The 16,886-nt window shown below is 67.8% G+C and carries 18 protein-coding genes; 11 read left to right on the forward strand and 7 right to left on the reverse strand.

The window, feature by feature from the left end:
- Window positions 1-4: 4 nt before the first annotated feature.
- The 3 genes from ABIB58_RS09370 (at window position 5) to rnhB (ending at window position 2,451) form a co-directional block, all read left to right on the forward strand.
- Window positions 5-763 (forward strand): 3-oxoacyl-ACP reductase, encoded by a 759-nt coding sequence (locus ABIB58_RS09370; RefSeq protein ID WP_354040510.1) that lies wholly within the window; start codon window positions 5-7, stop codon window positions 761-763.
- Window positions 764-1,208: 445 nt separating this feature from the next.
- Window positions 1,209-1,817 (forward strand): DNA-3-methyladenine glycosylase I, encoded by a 609-nt coding sequence (locus ABIB58_RS09375; protein ID WP_354040512.1) that lies wholly within the window; start codon window positions 1,209-1,211, stop codon window positions 1,815-1,817.
- Complete coding sequence (gene rnhB, locus ABIB58_RS09380; protein ID WP_045810366.1) at window positions 1,810-2,451, forward strand: ribonuclease HII; 642 nt, start codon at window positions 1,810-1,812, stop codon at window positions 2,449-2,451. The genes ABIB58_RS09375 and rnhB overlap by 8 nt, the downstream gene beginning before the upstream one ends.
- A 7-nt stretch (window positions 2,452-2,458) precedes the next feature.
- On the opposite strand, the gene ABIB58_RS09385 is transcribed toward rnhB, so the two are convergent.
- Entirely contained in the window at window positions 2,459-2,737 is a 279-nt protein-coding gene (locus ABIB58_RS09385) for a hypothetical protein (protein ID WP_045810367.1), read from the reverse strand.
- 62 nt (window positions 2,738-2,799) lie between these two features.
- Window positions 2,800-3,837: a DNA adenine methylase gene (locus tag ABIB58_RS09390; RefSeq protein WP_045810368.1), complete on the reverse strand. Its 1,038-nt coding sequence runs from the start codon at window positions 3,835-3,837 to the stop codon at window positions 2,800-2,802.
- A gap of 141 nt (window positions 3,838-3,978) precedes the next feature.
- On the opposite strand from ABIB58_RS09390, the gene ABIB58_RS09395 reads away from it, so the two are divergent.
- A complete protein-coding gene (locus tag ABIB58_RS09395) occupies window positions 3,979-4,668 on the forward strand; it encodes a VIT1/CCC1 transporter family protein (protein ID WP_313444949.1) in 690 nt (229 codons plus the stop codon).
- Here the strand turns inward: ABIB58_RS09395 and ABIB58_RS09400 are convergent, their stop codons facing one another.
- From ABIB58_RS09400 to ABIB58_RS09410, 3 genes are all read right to left on the reverse strand, one after another.
- Window positions 4,669-7,044 (reverse strand): TonB-dependent receptor, encoded by a 2,376-nt coding sequence (locus tag ABIB58_RS09400; protein ID WP_156146760.1) that lies wholly within the window; start codon window positions 7,042-7,044, stop codon window positions 4,669-4,671. It abuts the gene before it with no gap.
- Between the two features lie 21 nt (window positions 7,045-7,065).
- Entirely contained in the window at window positions 7,066-8,037 is a 972-nt protein-coding gene (locus ABIB58_RS09405; protein ID WP_045810370.1) for a FecR family protein, read from the reverse strand.
- Window positions 8,038-8,122: 85 nt separating this feature from the next.
- Window positions 8,123-8,686: an RNA polymerase sigma factor gene (locus ABIB58_RS09410; RefSeq protein ID WP_354040516.1), complete on the reverse strand. Its 564-nt coding sequence runs from the start codon at window positions 8,684-8,686 to the stop codon at window positions 8,123-8,125.
- Between the two features lie 121 nt (window positions 8,687-8,807).
- Here ABIB58_RS09410 and ABIB58_RS09415 point away from each other — a divergent pair, with 121 nt between their 5' ends.
- From ABIB58_RS09415 to ABIB58_RS09440, 6 genes are read left to right on the forward strand one after another with little or no spacing between them, the layout of a single operon-like run.
- The gene (locus ABIB58_RS09415; protein ID WP_045810371.1) at window positions 8,808-9,494 is read left to right on the forward strand and encodes a thermostable hemolysin; all 687 of its coding nucleotides are present in this window, start codon (window positions 8,808-8,810) and stop codon (window positions 9,492-9,494) included.
- On the forward strand, window positions 9,491-10,915 hold the full coding sequence (locus ABIB58_RS09420) for an AMP-binding protein (RefSeq protein ID WP_045810372.1): 1,425 nt from the start codon (window positions 9,491-9,493) through the stop codon (window positions 10,913-10,915). The genes ABIB58_RS09415 and ABIB58_RS09420 overlap by 4 nt, the downstream gene beginning before the upstream one ends.
- 8 nt (window positions 10,916-10,923) lie before the next feature.
- Window positions 10,924-11,601, forward strand: a complete 678-nt coding sequence (locus tag ABIB58_RS09425) for an iron-containing redox enzyme family protein (protein ID WP_045810373.1) — start codon at window positions 10,924-10,926, stop codon at window positions 11,599-11,601.
- The gene (locus ABIB58_RS09430) at window positions 11,591-12,343 is read left to right on the forward strand and encodes an SDR family NAD(P)-dependent oxidoreductase (protein WP_045810374.1); all 753 of its coding nucleotides are present in this window, start codon (window positions 11,591-11,593) and stop codon (window positions 12,341-12,343) included. The genes ABIB58_RS09425 and ABIB58_RS09430 overlap by 11 nt, the downstream gene beginning before the upstream one ends.
- A gap of 27 nt (window positions 12,344-12,370) precedes the next feature.
- Window positions 12,371-13,018: a tetratricopeptide repeat protein gene (locus tag ABIB58_RS09435; RefSeq protein WP_052689501.1), complete on the forward strand. Its 648-nt coding sequence runs from the start codon at window positions 12,371-12,373 to the stop codon at window positions 13,016-13,018.
- A gap of 11 nt (window positions 13,019-13,029) precedes the next feature.
- On the forward strand, window positions 13,030-13,659 hold the full coding sequence (locus ABIB58_RS09440) for a methyltransferase family protein (protein WP_045810375.1): 630 nt from the start codon (window positions 13,030-13,032) through the stop codon (window positions 13,657-13,659).
- A 2-nt stretch (window positions 13,660-13,661) separates the two neighbouring features.
- Here the strand turns inward: ABIB58_RS09440 and ABIB58_RS09445 are convergent, their stop codons facing one another.
- Complete coding sequence (locus tag ABIB58_RS09445; protein WP_045810376.1) at window positions 13,662-14,480, reverse strand: hypothetical protein; 819 nt, start codon at window positions 14,478-14,480, stop codon at window positions 13,662-13,664.
- An 89-nt stretch (window positions 14,481-14,569) separates the two neighbouring features.
- Here ABIB58_RS09445 and ABIB58_RS09450 point away from each other — a divergent pair, with 89 nt between their 5' ends.
- The gene (locus ABIB58_RS09450; RefSeq protein WP_045810519.1) at window positions 14,570-15,979 is read left to right on the forward strand and encodes an SLC13 family permease; all 1,410 of its coding nucleotides are present in this window, start codon (window positions 14,570-14,572) and stop codon (window positions 15,977-15,979) included.
- 347 nt (window positions 15,980-16,326) lie between these two features.
- Here the strand turns inward: ABIB58_RS09450 and ABIB58_RS09455 are convergent.
- The coding region (locus ABIB58_RS09455) for a hypothetical protein (RefSeq protein WP_354040521.1) at window positions 16,327-16,886 on the reverse strand (560 nt) is incomplete at its 5' end.

Genomic DNA, 16,886 nt, shown 5'->3' on the forward strand with positions numbered 1-16,886 from the left:
CCCCATGAAGATCGCCGATCAGATCGTCCTCGTCACCGGCGGGGCGCGCGGCGTCGGCGCAGCCTGCGTCCGCGCCTTCGCCCGTGAAGGCGCCCGCGTCGTCATCAACTGGAGAAACAGCGGCGAAGCGGCGAACGCCCTGGCCGCCGAGATCGGCGAGCGCGCCCTCGCCCTCCAGGCTGACGTGACCGACCGCGCCGCGGTGGACGCCATGGTCGCGGCTGCGCAAAACCATTTCGGCGCCCCTGTCACCACCGTCGTCAACAACGCCTTGGACTACAGCTTCAACGGCGACGCCCGATCGCAGATGACCGCCATCGGCTGGGACGAGATGGATCGCCAGTTCTCGACCGTCGTGGGTGGCGCCCTGAACCTGATCCAGGCGACCGCGCCCGGCATGGCCGCCGCCCGGTTCGGCCGCATCGTCAACATCGGCACCAACCTGTTCCAAAATCCGGTCGTGCCCTACCACGACTACACCGCCGCCAAGGCCGCCCTGCTCAGCCTGACCCGCACCGCCGCCGGCGACCTCGGCCCCGACGGCGTCACCGTCAACATGGTCTCGGGCGGCCTTCTGCGCACCACCGACGCCAGCGCCGCCACGCCCGAGGCCGTCTTCGACCTGATCGCCGGCATGACCCCGCTGCGATCGGTGACGACGCCCGAAGAGTTCGCCGACGCCGTCCTCTTCTTCGCCTCCCCTTGGAGCCGCGCGGTCACCGGCCAGAACCTGGTCGTGGACGGCGGATTGGTCCGGGACTGAAGCCCGCGCCTGTTTTCGTCATCCTTCGGCAAGCCGCTTGCGGCGCAGACCGGGGGACCCAGCGGCGCGCGTGAGCGCGAACCTGTCGCGGCGTCTGTGTTCAACGATCCAGCGGCGGATGGATTTCGCCTTCGGCGCCGCTGGGTCCCCCGGTCTCGCTCTGCTCGCCGGAGGATGACGAAAGAGCGACGCCATCCATCGTATCGCCGCGAAACTTCCACCAACATTTCCGCAACTTGTCTGCGACCAGCGTCAATCGACCAGCCCCCGGCGCCGACGCCCCTACTATGCGCGGTTTTACGCCAGAGGCCGCAAAGCCTGACCGCATCCACCCAAGCCCGCGCTCCGAGATTAGACGAATTAGACACTTTAGACGGTGTTTTCCTCCGTCGCCCCGACGCCGAACGCCCTTTCCTCAATCGGAACAAACTGGCAACTTCAGGCTATGACCGACTCACACGCCCCAGAGGTTTCCGGCGGCCGCTGCGGCTGGTGCGGGACCGACCCCCTCTATGTCGCCTATCAGGACACCGAATGGGGCGTGCCCGAGCGCGATCCCCGCGCCCTGTGGGAAAAGCTGGTGCTCGACGGCTTTCAGGCCGGTCTCGCCTGGATCACCATCCTCAGAAAACGCGAGGGCATCCGCGACGCCTTCGACGGTTTCGATCCCGAGATCGTCGCCCGCTATGATGAGGCCGGCATCCAGCGCCTGCTGAACGATCCACGCATCATCCGCTCGCGCGCCAAGATCAACGCCGCCATCCGGGGCGCCCAGATCTGGCTTCAGATGCGCGATGACGGCGAGGACTTCTCCGCCTGGCTCTGGTCCTTCGTCGGCGGCGAGCCGATCCAGACCCCCTACGCCGACTATCGCCAGGCCCCGACCCAGACCGAGCAGTCCGTCGCCATGGCCAAGGCGCTGAAGAAGCGCGGATTCAACTTCTGCGGCCCGGTCATCGTCTACGCCTTCATGCAGGCCGTCGGCATGGTCAACGATCACCAGACGACCTGCTTCCGTCACGCCCAGGTTCGTGCGATGGCGGACCATGGCTAAAGCCCCCGCAAACCCGAAAGCCTTCCCGACGCTCGCGCTGGAAACCGTGCTGATCCAGCGTGTCGGCGGCCTCGTCTGCGGCGTGGACGAGGCCGGACGTGGTCCCTGGGCCGGGCCGGTCTCGGCGGCGGCCGTGATCCTGAACCCTGACGACCTGCCGCCCGGCATCGACGATTCCAAGGCCCTGACCGAAAAGCGCCGCGCCGCCTTGGAGCCCGAGATCAAGGCCCGCGCCGTCGCCTGGGGTGTCGGCTTCGCCTCGGTGGACGAGATCGAGGAGCTGAACATCCTGCATGCCACGGGCCTGGCCATGTGCCGCGCCATCGAGGCCTTGCAGGTCCAACCGGTCGCCGCCCTGGTCGATGGCAACTATCGCTTCAAGCTTCCGTGCGAAATCCAGACGGTCGTCGGCGGCGATGGACTGTCGCTATCCATCGCGGCGGCCTCGATCCTGGCCAAGACCGCACGAGACCGGTTGATGATCGATTTGGATGCCCAATACCCCGGCTACGGCTTCGCCAGCCACAAGGGCTACAACGCGCCAATCCATCAGAACGCCTTGAAAACCCTGGGCCCCTGCCCCGCCCACCGGCGCAGCTGGTCGCCGATCAAGGCGCTGTTGCAGGAGGCCTGACGCCCTCTCAGATGTGCAGGAAGCCGCCCAGCAGCGCGCCCATCAGGGCCGCCACAGCCGCCCCGGCGATCGCCATCATCCAGCGCGGCGGCGGCGCCACCTCGGGCTCGACATCGATCTGCTCGATGGGTTGAGCCGCTTCGACCGACCGCGTGTAGCGTGCGGCGTTGTGGGTGAAGGTCGCATCCGCCGTCCGCGGCGCCCACGAGCGCGGCTCGGCCGCCGGACGCACACGGTAGTCGTCGGGGCGATCGGTCTTGGGGGCGGTGTACGGGTGCGGTTGCATAGTCCCACAACGGCACGCAGCGATTCGCGTTCCGCCCTACCCTCCGTTGTTTTCGTCGGTGTCTATGCAGCAACGGGCAGGGACACCGGCCGCTCGGTGACCACGAACAGGTGCTCGACATTCTTGAGCCGCCCGATCTGCCCGACCTTCTCGCCCTTGGGATTATGGATCCCGATCCGGGCGCCGACATAGCGGGGATGCGCCACCTCCAAGACCTGCACATGACCCCGCGCCGACAGCATCTCGACCAGGTCCGCGCGGCTCAGATACCCCTCGTCGTTGAAGCTGACGATCAGGTTCGGCGCCTTGACCCGCTCGATCACGGACCGCAGCGCCGGGCCGATGCCGGGCCGGCTGTTGAAGGCGCTCTTGCGCGTCCTCACGTCCACCCGCTTGTTGGCCACGCCATAGGTCTCGGGCCGGTCCCACAGCACCAGGCTCTCCCAGCAATGGTAGTTCCCAAGATAGGAATGCTGGTTGTACGGCGGGTCTAGATAAACCAGGTCCGCCTCGATCTGTTCAGCGATCTCGACCGCATCGCCCTGCGTCGCTCGGCATGGCCCGTCCACCGCCGGAACCAGGTCCGGGCTGCGCAGCTCCAGCGTCTTCAACGCCCTCGGCGCCCACTGCTTCATATAGGCCATCTGGACCCCGGCGGTGGAATCCACCCGATCCGCCGCCTCCATCAGGCTGACCAGGGCGATGGCCTTGAGTTCCGGCTCCAGTCCCATCGCCTCGATCCGGTCGCGCATGGCGTCGATCCGCGCCCCGTTGTCGGGATGGAAATACCGCGCATCCTGACAAAAGGCCTGGGTGAACCAGCCCGCCTCGGGCTTGACCGTCCGCAGCTCGGCCAGCACGCCCTCGGCCCGCTCGATCCACCGCTCCCGATCCGCCTGAACATAGGTCGTCGCCAGGGCGTGGGCATAGGCGTTCAGGTCGTTCGACCAGACCTGAAACCCCTGCTTCTTCAGGGCGTGCCCGACCCTCGCCGTGCCCGAGAACAGATCGCACACCCGCCCGCCCTGCGGCAGCACCCCCGCCACCGCACCCGTCACATGCCCCAGCAAGGCGCGCTTGGAGCCGATATATTTGATCATGACGCGGCCCGACTCATCGCGGCAGCATAGCGGTTGTCGCAAGGCGCGCGAAGTTGCCCGGATCGTCGGAATTCAACCGCCGCGTCTAGCTTCAGGCCAACGCGCGGTCCATGCTCAATGCGGCGATTATGGAGAAGGCGCATGCCCCACAGCGAAACCCATCGGGTCGATCGGATCGGCTGGCTTAGGGCGGCGGTGTTGGGGGCCAATGACGGGCTGGTGTCGACGGCCAGTCTGGTGGTGGGCGTCGCGGCGGCGGCGACCAGTCATGGCGGCATATTGATCGCGGGCGTGGCAGGACTGGCGGCGGGCGCCATGTCGATGGCGGCGGGCGAATATGTCTCGGTCAGTTCGCAGTCCGACACGGAAAAGGCCGATCTGGCGCGTGAGGCGGTCGAACTGGCCGGCGATCATGAGGCGGAGACGCGCGAACTGGCCGGCATCTATGTCGGGCGAGGCGTCGCGCCGGATCTGGCGACCGAGGTGGCGCGCCAGATGATGGCGCATGACGCGCTGGGCGCCCATGCGCGCGACGAGCTGGGTATTTCTGAGATCACCACCGCACGGCCGATCCAGGCGGCGCTGACCTCGGCGATCACCTTCTCGGCCGGGGCCGCCCTGCCTCTGGTTGTCGCCGCTGTCGCGCCGCTGGACACGCTGGCGATCTGGGTCGCGGCTTCCGCCCTGCTGGGTCTGGCCGTGCTGGGCGCCCTGGGCGCCCGCGCAGGCGGCGCGCCGATCGGGCGATCGGTTCTGCGCGTGGTTTTCTGGGGCGCGCTCGCCATGGCCATCACCGCAGGCGTGGGCCGCCTGTTCCACATCGCCGCCTGATCAGAACCGCGCCGTCAGGGCCAGGCGGGCGGTAAGCGGTCGTTGCGGCGTGCTGATGTCGCCCGAGGCGTAGAAGGGATTGCCAAAGGTGAAGGTGTCGTCGCTGCGGTTGAACAGATTGTCCGCCGCCGCCCTGATCGCCCAGCGATCGATCTCGACGCCGACGCCCAGCGAACTGGTCAGATAGCCGGCCGAGGCGCCGGTGGAGGTCGGCGAAAGAGCGATATCGGTCGGGCCGACATAGCCCAGACGAAGCTCGGATCGCACCGTCGCATGCGCCAGATGCGCCTCATGCACGACGCCGGCCTGCACGCTGAAATCGGCGACCGCGGGCAGTCGCGTGTCGGTCCCCAGCGCGAAACCGGGGTCGGGGCGGGTCAACTCGGGATCATTGAAGACGGCATGCGCATCAACCGTCCACGGGCCGTCGCGCCATTCGACCTCGCCCTCGATGCCGCGATTGCGGCCATCGCCCAGATTGGCGGTGAAGGGCAGGCCCCGGGCGTCGAACCGGTCCGACTGGATGTTGCGCCAATCGGCGACGAAGACCGCGCTTCGCCCCCGCAGTCGCCCTTCGAACAGGGCGAAGCGCGCGCCCGCCTCGCCGGCGACGATCTCGTCCGGCTTCACCTGTCGCGCGGGCTGCTGATCGCCGCCCGGCACGACGCCGGCGTTGAAGCCCGGCCCGCGATAGCCCTCCGTCGCCAGCGCGTAGAAGACGAAGGGCCCACGATCATATTCGACCACCAGACGCGGGGTGATATCGACCAGGGCGTCTTCTCCAGACACCTGCGTCGGATCGCCATCGGTTTCGCTGCGATGCTCCACCCCGATGCGTAACAGGCGCGCGCCGGCCGTGATCTTCAGGCGGTCGGTCAGCGCATAGGCGGCGTCGCCGAACAGAGCCGCCTCATCCACATGGTCGCGCCTGTGCTGTCGATAGACCTCCGGCCCGCCCTGCCCGTCCGAGATCGCGACGGTGCGGGTGTGGGTATATTCCGAGAAGAACAGCCCGGCGCTCCACTTCAGTCGCGCGCCGAAGTCGCCGTTCAACCGCATCTCATGCACCGCAGCCGACAGGTCGTCGGCCTGGTCCAGCGCCGCTGTTCCCGTAAGCCCGAACAATCCGGCCGCAGGCGTCGCATCGTAGCGCGCATCGAGGCCGTGCGACTGAACGCTGGATGAGGCCCGCAGCCGCGCCCAGCCCAGATCCCCGTCCACCGAGGCCCAGACGCCGTCGAAATCGTTGCGGCTGGGCTCCGTCAGGCTGCGCCGACGCGCATAGGGTTGGTCGGCGCCCAGGTTGGCGTACTGGCTGTCATCGACGTCGATGGTCTGGGCGAGGAATCCCGTCTTCAAGGTCCAGCCGGGGGTCAGACGAAACAGCGCCGCCGCCCTCAGCCCCTGTCGATGCATGCCGCCGGTATTGCTAAGGCCAAGGACGTGATCATCGACGTAGCCCCCGACCGTCTCGTCATAGCCGACGACCCGGACCGCCAGGCGATCACGCAGGATCGGGGCGTTGATCATCAGCTCGACGGCGTCGCCCGGCGCGCCGCCGGCCGTCAGCGCCCCCTCCGCCGTCACGCGTCCATAGACGCCGTCCAGGTCCGGCGGGCGGCTGACCATCTGGACGACGCCGCCCATCGAACCCGCGCCGTACAGCGCCCCCTGCGGCCCACGCAGGACCTCGACCCGTTCGATGTCGGCCAGACGCAGCGCCGGGTCAGGCGCGTCGTAGGTCAGGCGCACGTCATCGAGATAGAGCCCGATCAGGCTTTGCGCCTGTCCCGCAACGGGTCCGTCCGCCAGGCCGCGAATGAAGAGCTTGTCGCGCCCCGGCCCCAGATTGGTGACCGTCAGGCCCGACACGCGCGCGGCGACGCCGTCGAGGTCGCTGATCCCGGCCCGTTCCAGCGTCACCCCATCCAGCGACGACAGACCGTAGGGGGCGCGCGACAGCAGCAGATTGTCCGTGCGTGACGCCGTCACGACGACTTCATCCAGCGTCGTCGGGGCCACGGACGCGGGCGGCGTCGAGATCGTCCGCGCGACGACGGGCGGCGCGGCGGCCACCCGCACGATCCTGTAGGCGCCGTCGCCGACACGGGTCGCGACACAGTGCGTGCCCAGCATCAATCTAAACAAGGCGGCGTCGACGGAAAGTCGGCCTCTCACCCCGCGCGTGGGGCCGCATCGCTCGGTTCCGGCGGCGTCGATGCTGACGCCCGCCTGCAGGCCGAAGTCGAGGACGGCGGTCCGCAACGGCTGAGGCGAAACCGACACCTGAAGCGACGAACGCCCTTGGGCCATGCCGATCGACGGCGTGGTCACACCGCAAACGACGACCAGGGCGCAGAGGAAGGCTCGTACCAAAAGGCGACGTCCGAAGCAGGTTCAGCGCCGTTCTAGACGAACCCCTTGCGGCCCGCGAGTGGCCTTGATCGGCAGGAACCGTTCCAGCCGACCGATCACCGCCGCTTCGTCATCAAGAACCAGCGTGCCGGAGAAGCGCAGGTTGGCCGCATTCGGCGCCACGGTCACCGGCGTAGCGAAGGCGCGGCTGAGGTCGGCGGCGATCTCTCGCAGCGGCCGATCGTCATAGGCTCGTCGCCCTTGGGTCCAGGCGGCGGCGGTGCGGACATCGACGGGGGCCACGGTCATGCGGTCGTCGGCGTCGTCGCGCTGGACCGACTGACCGACCGTCAGACGCACCCGCCGCGCGGGCTGTTTCAGGTCGCTGACCTCGACGACGCCCCGCAGCACCGCCACCTGGGTGTCATCGGCGGATCTGCGGATGTTGAACGCCGTGCCGACCACGCGCACCTGGCTTTCGCCGACATCGATCAGGAACGGTCGGCCGGCGTCATGCGCGACATCGAAGGTCGCCTCGGCCTGATCCATATGCACCAGACGCCGTCCCCGCTCCATCTTCACCGACAGGGTCGAGCCGCCGTTGATCTGAAGCCGCGATCCGTCGTCCAGGGTCACCGTCCGCGTTTCGCCGGGCGCGGTGGTGTACACCACGGTCGGCGCGGTTTGCAGCAACGGACCCAGGAAGATCGCCGCGGCGAGGGCCGCAGCCATCGCCGGGACGGCCACCATCCATCGCCGCCCCGGTCCCTTGCGCCGCTCGCGATGCGCCGACAGGTCGATGACCGACGCCGGCTGAACGTCGGACAGGTCGTCCGAAGCGGTCCACAGCCCCTCGGCCTCGTCGAAGGCGCGCCGATGGGCCGGGTCTTGATCGAGCCAGGCCGTCGCCGCGTCGATGTTCGCAATCGTCACGTCATCGGCGCGCAGACGCACGACCCAGGCGGCGGCCTGGGCGGCGATCTCCTCGTCCTTGATGACGGCGTCCTGGGTCATGATCCGGTCCGGGCCCGAGCGGGCTTTGGGGGAGAGACGACGCGGTCGCGCCGCATCCTCAATGAAAAATGGCGAAATCCGGTCGTCATGGCCAACCGACCCGCAGCAGCAGTTCCTTCAGCGAGGCGGAAACGTATTTTTCGACCGCGCTGCGCGAGACGCCCATCCGCTTGGCCACCTCGGCCTGGCTGAGCCCGGCCATCTTGTGCAGACGGAAGGCCTCTGCGGCCTTGGGCGGCATCCGGTCGATCGCGGCGACCACCTTTTCCAGTTTCAGCTTGGCCCAGACGGCGTCCTCGGCCGACGGCGCATCCTGGGCTTCGGCCGCATCATCGATAGCGGAAGCGCGCCGCCATTCCAGATCGCGCGCGCCCGCGCGTCGCTGGGCCTTGGACGCATCCAGGGCCAAATTTGCGGCGATCCGATAGAGGAAGGCCTGCGGGTGGCGTACCTCGGCGGCGGCCTCCTCGGTCATCGACTGCAGCCGCACCCAGACATCCTGCGCCAGATCTTCGGCCGCAGCCGACGATCCCGTGCGCGCCGTCAGAAAGCGCACCAAGGCCGGGCGGCTGTCCAGCCACGCGTTCGCCAGAGCGTGCCGCGCCGGTCGGCTTGGGTCGTGCTGAGGGGGACCGGAAGAGGCGTTCACCACCCCATCGTGGGTTGCTGCGCCCTTTGCGGCAACCGCGATTGCGACGGCGAAAGATTTTTTTGTGGGGGTCGCCGCACCGCGTCGTCTCTGGCCCGAAGTCCCCTGGCCCGAGGCCCGCATGTTTCCACTCCGCCTGCCCGAAGACGCCGATCCGGTTCAGCCGCGCGCGCGCCGCACGCTGTCGTCGCGCATCATCCGGTTCGACGATCCGTGCCGAGGCGAACGTCGCCGCGTGGAGCAGTTCATCGAGGCGGCCTATGCCGAGGCCTATGGCGGCCAGATCCAGGCCCATTTCCCGACCCTGATGAGCGTTCAGGACGAGGCTGGCGTCATCTACGCCGCCGTCGGCTTCCGACACGCCGCCGAAGCGCCCCTGTATTTGGAGCAATATCTGGACAGCTCCGTCGAGACCGTCCTGAGCCAGGCCATCGGCGCCGTCATTGACCGCGCGCAGGTGGTCGAGATCGGCAGCCTGGCCTCCAGCGGACAGGGCGCGACGGTCTTCCTGTTCGCCGCCATGGCCCATCATCTGCAGTCCGAAGGTCTGAGGTTCGCCGTCGCCACCGCGACCGACGAACTGCGCCGCATCTTCCACAAGGCTGGCTTGGGCGCGCTTCAACTCGCGCGCGCCGATCCGCGCCGCCTGGACGACGGCGGCGGCAGTTGGGGCGCCTACTATCAGACCGATCCTGTGGTGCTGGCCGGCTCGATCGACGCGGCGACCGCGCCGCTGGATCACTTTTCCGAAACAGCGCCGGTCGGACGGGCCGTCCGCACCCGCCTGCACTACGAGGATCGCTCATGAGCGCCGTTCTGGACGCCCTGTCGCGTCGCGCCCGCACCACGCCCGATGATGTGGTGATCGAGTGGGCCGAAGGTTCGCTGACGGCGGCCGACTTGCTGGCGCAGGTCGGTCAGCTGGCGACCGCCCTGGCCGACGACCGATCTCCGGTCGGGGTCCTGCTCGACAACGGGCCAGCCTGGGTCGTCGTCGATCTGGCGCTGATCCTCGCCCAGCGGCCGAGCGTGCCGATCCCGCCCTTCTTCACGGCCGCTCAACGCGATCATGCCCTGACCGACGCCGGCGCGGGGGTGCTGATCACGCCGGGCGCTCCGGGCGAGCTGACCGTGGGCGGCGCGCCCATCCGGCTGACGCCGACGGGGCTGCCGGTGCGGGATCTGCATCGCGGCACGGCCAAGATCACCTACACCTCCGGCTCGACCGGTGCGCCCAAAGGCGTCTGCCTGTCTCAGGATCAGATGGAGGCGGTCGCCGCCTCTCTGGTTGAGGTCCTGGGCCGCGACCGCGCCGGGCTGCATCTGCCGGTGCTGCCGCTGGCGGTGCTGCTTGAGAATGTCGCCGGCCTCTATGCGACGCTTCTGGCCGGCGGCCGCTATCACGCCGCGAGCCTGGCCGAGGCCGGGATGGGCGAGGCCTTCCGCCCCGATTTTGCGCGCCTGCTGTCCACCGTCGTCCAGACCGGCGCCACGACCCTGATCCTGGTTCCCGAACTGCTGCGCGGCCTGATCGCCGCCCAAGGCGCGATGCGGCTGGATCATCGGCTGGAGATGATCGCGGTCGGCGGCGCACGGGTGTCCCCGGCCCTGCTGGAGGCCGCCGCCAACGCCGGCCTGCCCGTGGTCGAGGGCTATGGCCTCAGCGAATGCGCCTCGGTCGTGGCGCTCAACAGCCCGGACGACGCCCGCCCCGGCACGGTCGGCCGGCCTCTGCCTCACCTTGCGGTCCATCTGGCTGACGACGGCGAAATCCTGGTCTCGCCCCATCCTTTCCTCGGCTACGTCGGCCAGGCGCCCGCGCCGGAGCGTCTGCACACAGGCGACATCGGCCGCTTCGACACCGACGGACGGCTCAGCATCGAAGGCCGCAAGGCCAACACCCTGATCACCGCCTTCGGGCGCAACGTCGCGCCCGAATGGGTCGAGAGCGAGCTTCTGGCCGAACCCCAGATCCTTCAGGCCATGGCGATGGGCGAGGCGCAGGCGGCGTTGTCGGCCCTGATCGTGGCGATGCCCGGCGCCGAACCGGCCCAGGTCGAAGCCGCCGTCGGGCGCGCCAACGCCCGCCTGCCCGACTACGCCCGCATCGGCGACTGGCGTCTGGTCCCGCCCTTCGATCCCGCCGCCGGTCAGGTCACGGCCAACGGTCGTCCGCGTCGCGAGACCCTGCTGCGCACCTACGCCCCCTCCCCCTCGCAAGCCGCCTGAGAGTTCGCATGTCGTTTTTTGAAACCCTGGTCGCCGCGACCGCAACCGAGCGGGCCGCCTTCGCCGCCATCCCCCAGATCAGGGACGGTCTGGCCGGCCGTATCAGCCGCGAAACCTACGTCGCCTATCTGGCCCAGGCCTATCACCACGTCCGCCACACCGTGCCGTTGATGCAGGCCGCCCGCGCGCGGCTGAACGATGATCACGCAGTGTTCAAGGCCGCGCTCGACGACTACATCGCCGAGGAAACCGGCCACGAGCAGTGGATCCTGAACGACATCCGCGCCGCCGGCGGCGACCCCGATCAGACCGTGCAGCACGGCCCGAACGTCGCGACCGAACTGATGGTGGCCTATGCCTATGACACCATCCAGCGCATCAACCCGATGGCCTTCTTCGGCATGGTCTATGTGCTGGAGGGCACCAGCATTCAGCTGGCCAGCGTCGGCGCCGAGGCCGTGCAGCAGAGCCTCGGCCTCCCGCCCGCCGCCTTCACCTATCTGATTTCCCACGGGGCTCTGGATCAGGATCACATCCTGTTCCTCAAGCAACTGCTGGACGGAGTGTCGGACGCCGACGACCGCGCCGCCATCGTCCACATGGCCAAGGTGATGTTCGGCCTGTTCGGCGGAGTCTTCGCCTCCATCCCCCACATCGCAGCGCGGGAGACGGCCGATGCAGTTTGAGGATCGCAACATCCTGATCACCGGCGGCTCCGGGGCCTTGGGACGTCGTGTGGTCGAGCGGATCGAGCGCGAGGGCGGTCGGGTCACGATCGTCGCCCGCGCGCCGGTGGCGGGCCATCACACCCTGGTTGGCGACCTGTCCACTCCGCAGGGCCTCGACAGCGTCGCCGAACAGGCCGGCGGCCGCGCCTGGGATACTCTGATCAATATCGCCGGAATCCAGCATTTCGGCCCGCTGGAGCAGCAGACGCCCGAGCACCTGCTGGCGACCTATATGGTCAATCTGGTCGCGCCGGCGCGTCTGGCCCAGGCCGTCCTGCCCGGCATGAAGGCGCGCAAGCATGGCCAGATCGCCAATGTCGGCTCCATTTTCGGCTCGATCAACTTCGCCCACTTCGCCAGCTATTCCAGCGCCAAGGCCGGGATGCGGGCGCTCAGCCAATCGCTGCGCCGCGAACTGGCCGGCACTGGCGTCGGCGTCACCTATGTCGCGCCCCGCGCAGTGGCCACGCCGTTCAACTCCGCCAAGGTCGACGAATATGCGCGTCTGACCGGCATGGCCGTGGACGATCCGGACCCGATCGCCGACCGCATCGTCGCCGCCATCCGCTCAGATCGCCGCGACGTCTATCTCGGCTTCCCCGAAAGCCTGTTCGTCCGCCTCAACGCCCTGGCGCCCGGCCTAATCGACGGCGCCCTGAAATCCAACGACCTGAAGGCCCGCGCCCTGTTCGCCGGCTGAACCACAGAACAAAAGGAGAGACACGCCATGAAGACCGCCCTGTTCGCCCTGGCCCTGATGGCCGCCCCCCTGACGGGTGCCTCCGTCGCCCACGCCGACGCCTGCGACGACCGCGCGCGCGGTCTCCAGCAGTCGTGGGACCACGTGAATTTCGAGGTCCCGCAAGGCGTTCGAATGGCGGAAATGGCGCGGCTGAACACCCAGGCCGACGCTGTCGTCGCCCAATGCCCCAACCGCGCCGAACCTCTGGTCTGGGACGCCATCATCACCGCTTCGGAAGCGGGATTGAAGGGCGGGATCGGCGCCCTGGGCCTCGTGCGTGAGGCGCGCACCGAACTGGAACAGGCCGAGCGGATCAACCCGCGCGCGCTGAACGGCTCGGTCTATGTCAGCCTCGGTTCGCTCTACGCCCAGGTGCCGGGCGCCCCGATCGGTTTCGGCAACCGCCAGCGCGCCCGCGACTACCTCCAGCGCGGTCTGGCCATGGCGCCCAACGACGTCGACGCCAACTTCTTCATGGGCGATCTGCTGGTGCGCGAACACGACTGGAACGGCGCCGCCCGTTATCTGCAAAAGGCCATCGACGCCCCTGCCCGCCCAGGCCGCGCCGTCGCCGACCGTGGTCGCAAGGCTGAGGCCCGCGCCCTGCTTGTTCGCGCCCAGCAGCATCACTGAACAGATCCATCATGAGCCCTGTTCCCCCTGCCCTGTCGCTAGACGTCGTTCAGCGCCGTCGCAAATGGTTCGCCGGCCTGGTTCTGCTGGTCCTCATCGTCCTGACCGCCAGCGTGCGCTCGGTCGCCGCCCTCGACGGCGAATGGCATGAAGGCGTCGAAGGCCTGGGCCTGGCCGCCATCATCGTCGCCATCGTCGGCCGCGCCTGGTGCTCGCTCTATATCGGCGGACGCAAGAAGGCAGAGATCGTCGATCGCGGCCCCTTTTCCATCACGCGCAACCCGCTCTATGTCTTCAGCTTCATCGGCGCCTTCGGCGGCGGCGCCCAGACCGGCAGCGTGACGATCGGCGCGATCTTCGCCGTGGCGACCTTTCTGGTCTTCCTACGCACGGTCGGTCGCGAAGAGGCCTGGCTGGCCGAACATTTCGGCGCGCCCTATGCCGCCTACTGCGCCCGCACGCCGCGCTTCCTGCCCAATCCTGCCCGCTGGCGCGACGCCGAGGAACTGATTGTCCGTCCCGCCTTCTTCGTCCGCACCCTGCGCGACGGCCTGGTCTTCCTCGCCGCCATCCCCGTCATGGAAGGCATCGAGCACCTGCAGTCGTCAGGGTTGATCGGCTTCCCGGTCAGTCTGTTCTAGACCTAACCGTCGCGCCATTCGCTGAGCATCTGGCCGTCGGCGTCTTCGAAGGCGACGCGGTCGAGTTGCACCGCGCCGATACAAACCGGCCTTTGATCGGCGGCTGCCGCCCGACAGTGGATGGCGCGGCCGTCGGCGAAGGCGGTCATCCGGCCTTCGAGGACGAGACGGTATCCTTGCGCCGACGGCACGGGGGGTTGGCCGTCCTCGCCCCGCAGGGTGAACTCATAGGCGCGGCCGTTTCGGCGCCCTGTCCGCGCGCCGTTCGCCTTGAACACGGCGGCCAGCCCCGCCGTCTGAGGCGAGGCCTGGCTTGAAGCCGAAGCTGTGGGCGCCATCGCCGGGCAGGCCTCGGTGAGCAGCCACGGCCGGGCAAGCCAGAATCCCTCGACAGCTTCCAGCCCGCTGTCGTCGCGTCCGACCACACCGGACTGCAGCCAATCCGCCGGCGCCAAACTGAACTTCAGCCTTTGGCGATCCTTCGCCCAGGCGACCGTCGCCAGCCCATCAGCCGCAGCCTCGACAGCGTCGCTCGGCGCCCCGCAGCCAAAGGCCTGACGGACGACGAAGCGTCGCCCGGCCAGAGACGCGCCCCCGACCTCTCGCCCTGCGGCGAAGGCCGAGGCGGCGATGTCCATCGCTTCAAGCAGGCCGGCGCGATCCAGCACCGGCGCAGGCGCGACGGTCACTACCGGCGGCGTTTCGGTTTTCTCAGCCGGAGCGGGTGCGGGCTGCGGCTCACGCTGGCAGGCGGCGAGCACCAGCAGGGACGCTGCAAGCGCGACTATCGAAGACCGAGGCGACGCAATCTTTTCGAGCATGGAACCACCCTAACACGCGAACCGCTGATGGGGATGCGCTCATCCGAAAAAGGTTGACGCGAACGATGGGGGACGGTCTGCACAGCATCATGACTTTCGACCAGATCGCCGCCCTCGCTGTGCTCGTCGCCGTCGTGGGCGTCCTGATCCATGGCAAGATGCGGGCCGATGTCGTCGCCTTGACGGGCGCCGCCGTCCTCCTGCTGCTGGGCGTGGTGCGGCCGATCGAGGTGCAGGGTGCCTTCGCCAGTCCCGCCGTCATCGCTTTGGCCGGCCTGTTCGTCATCGCCTACGCCATCGAACTGTCCGGTCTCTTGGGCTGGTTGATCCGACAGGCGACGCAGCTTTCCGCCCGGATCGGCGCCCGAGGCATCTGGATCGTCATCGGCCTGTGCGGTTCGGTCGGCGGCTTCCTGAACAACACCCCTGTGGTGGTTCTGGCCGCGCCGGTGATCCGCGACGTGGCCCAGTCGCTGCGCCTGTCGCCCAAACGCTTTCTGATGCCGCTCAGCCACGTCACGGTCATGGGCGGTCTGCTGACGCTGATCGGGACATCGACCAATCTGCTGGTCAACGACATGGCCCGCAACGCCGGCCAGCCGGTCTTCGGCCTGTTCGAGATCACGCCCGTGGGTTTGGCCATCGCGGTCGTTGGCGGCCTGTGGCTCTATTTCGTGGGCGCGCGCCAACTGGGTCGATCGGTCGCCATGGACGAGGCGGAAGCCGCACGTCTGGCGGAACTGGAAGAGGCGCGTCGTCGCGCAGAGGCCGAAGCCATCAATCGCCGCAAGCGCCTGCTGCCGTTCGGCCTGCCGCGCTTGGGCGGATCGCGAAATCAGGTCGATGGGTCGGGCGATGCGCATCTCGGCGACGTTGAACTGTATGGCGCCGCTGATCGTCCGCTACGGCTGAAGCCGGCTGCGATCTCGCTGGGCGTGTTTGTGCTGGTGATCCTGTCGGCGGCGCTGGGGTGGGCGCCGATCGCCGCCTCGGCCTTCGCCGGCGCCGTCGGACTGATCCTGCTGCGCGTCATCACGCCCGAGGAGGCCTATGCCGGACTGCGCCCCGAAATCCTGCTGCTGATCGCCGGCATGGTCGTGGTCGGCACGGCCATCGAGGTGACGGGGCTGGCGTCCGCCGGCGCAGATCGTCTGATCGGCGTGATCCGGCCGCTGGGGCCGCTGGGCGCCTTGATCGTGCTTTACGGCGTGACGCTTTTCGCCACCGAACTGCTGTCCAATGCCACCGTTGCGGTGCTGATCACCCCCATCGCCGTAGCCCTGGCCGAAAGCTTGGGCGTCGATCCCCGACCCTTCCTGGTGTGCGTCATGATGGCGGCCTCTGCCGCCTTCGCCACCCCGTTCGGCTATCAGACCAATGTGCTGGTCTTCAACATGGGCGGCTACAGCTACATGGACTTCGTCCGCGTCGGCCTGCCCCTGAATCTGATCACCTGGATCGCCGCCATGGTCGCCATCCCGATCTTCTTCCCGTTCTGATCGCTGGGTTGTCGAAGTGGTGCGGGCGGCCGGGATCGAACCGGCAAGGACTTTCGTCCGGCAGATTTTAAGTCACACACGCCAGCATCAACCATCTGATACTTCTGCGTAATCTACCACATGCGAGGTACCTGTGTAAGACGTTGTGTAAGTCGGCCGCGAGTGCCGAGGTATCATTTTGCGGCATCCGCCGGGCATGAGGCCCGCGCAGCTGCGCCCAGATAGGTTCGGCCCCTAGCCGTCCTGACAGCTGCTTCGCGCCAAGAGCGGTCATTGGCTCGCCAGCGGAAAGTGGACATTCACAGCTAGTTCGATGTCGGCCGGACCATCGAGGCGGGGGGGCACGCCTATTCCTTGGATACCCTCGCTTCGCCTATGGCTGCTGGCATTTTCTCGTTCACCAGAACACTTAGTGCGCTTAGCGTCTTGGAGAAGTCTGCCAAGGTGCCGAGGTCATCGGCGATAAACATGCTGATCCCTTGGGCGATCTCCAACATGGAAGGATCGTCGTCTGCGTTAGGTTCGATCTCCCTGAAGGCCCGATCTAGCTTAGCCTTATGACTTTTCAGCGGAATGTCGCCCTGGTGCGCGACTTCATTCCGCAAATCCTCTAGCGCCTTCAATACGGCATTCAGTTTGTCGGCATCGGTTGGGTCTTTCTGCCACATCGCGCATAGCAGACGGGCCTTGTGCGGAAAGCCGAGTTTGGGGCCCTTCCCAAACAGTTTGTTGGGGTGCGGCAACAGCTTCCGCAGCACGACTTCGAGTTCGTATTCAACAGCGGCGTGGAACGTCAGAACCTCGATCGCAAAGTGACGTGACCCCCATTTCTCATCCAGCCATAACGAGAGTCCTTTGGTGATCTGAGCTGGGGTTGTCGGGGTTGGCAAGAGGCCGGTCAGCGCAG

The sequence above is a fragment of the Brevundimonas sp. UYEF29 genome (genome assembly GCF_040546195.1).
Lineage (GTDB): Bacteria > Pseudomonadota > Alphaproteobacteria > Caulobacterales > Caulobacteraceae > Brevundimonas > Brevundimonas huaxiensis.

What these genes read in the sequence shown, in the direction of transcription:
- ABIB58_RS09435 (WP_052689501.1), top strand. Translation starts at nt 12,371, where the DNA reads ATGAAGACCGCCCTGTTCGCCCTGGCCCTGATGGCCGCCCCCCTGACG.
- ABIB58_RS09375 (WP_354040512.1), top strand. Translation starts at nt 1,209, where the DNA reads ATGACCGACTCACACGCCCCAGAGGTTTCCGGCGGCCGCTGCGGCTGG.
- ABIB58_RS09420 (WP_045810372.1), top strand. Translation starts at nt 9,491, where the DNA reads ATGAGCGCCGTTCTGGACGCCCTGTCGCGTCGCGCCCGCACCACGCCC.
- ABIB58_RS09385 (WP_045810367.1), bottom strand. Translation starts at nt 2,737, where the DNA reads ATGCAACCGCACCCGTACACCGCCCCCAAGACCGATCGCCCCGACGAC.
- ABIB58_RS09395 (WP_313444949.1), top strand. Translation starts at nt 3,979, where the DNA reads ATGCCCCACAGCGAAACCCATCGGGTCGATCGGATCGGCTGGCTTAGG.
- ABIB58_RS09370 (WP_354040510.1), top strand. Translation starts at nt 5, where the DNA reads ATGAAGATCGCCGATCAGATCGTCCTCGTCACCGGCGGGGCGCGCGGC.
- ABIB58_RS09425 (WP_045810373.1), top strand. Translation starts at nt 10,924, where the DNA reads ATGTCGTTTTTTGAAACCCTGGTCGCCGCGACCGCAACCGAGCGGGCC.
- ABIB58_RS09440 (WP_045810375.1), top strand. Translation starts at nt 13,030, where the DNA reads ATGAGCCCTGTTCCCCCTGCCCTGTCGCTAGACGTCGTTCAGCGCCGT.
- ABIB58_RS09415 (WP_045810371.1), top strand. Translation starts at nt 8,808, where the DNA reads ATGTTTCCACTCCGCCTGCCCGAAGACGCCGATCCGGTTCAGCCGCGC.
- ABIB58_RS09445 (WP_045810376.1), bottom strand. Translation starts at nt 14,480, where the DNA reads ATGCTCGAAAAGATTGCGTCGCCTCGGTCTTCGATAGTCGCGCTTGCA.
- ABIB58_RS09390 (WP_045810368.1), bottom strand. Translation starts at nt 3,837, where the DNA reads ATGATCAAATATATCGGCTCCAAGCGCGCCTTGCTGGGGCATGTGACG.
- ABIB58_RS09450 (WP_045810519.1), top strand. Translation starts at nt 14,570, where the DNA reads ATGACTTTCGACCAGATCGCCGCCCTCGCTGTGCTCGTCGCCGTCGTG.
- rnhB (WP_045810366.1), top strand. Translation starts at nt 1,810, where the DNA reads ATGGCTAAAGCCCCCGCAAACCCGAAAGCCTTCCCGACGCTCGCGCTG.
- ABIB58_RS09430 (WP_045810374.1), top strand. Translation starts at nt 11,591, where the DNA reads ATGCAGTTTGAGGATCGCAACATCCTGATCACCGGCGGCTCCGGGGCC.
- ABIB58_RS09405 (WP_045810370.1), bottom strand. Translation starts at nt 8,037, where the DNA reads ATGACCCAGGACGCCGTCATCAAGGACGAGGAGATCGCCGCCCAGGCC.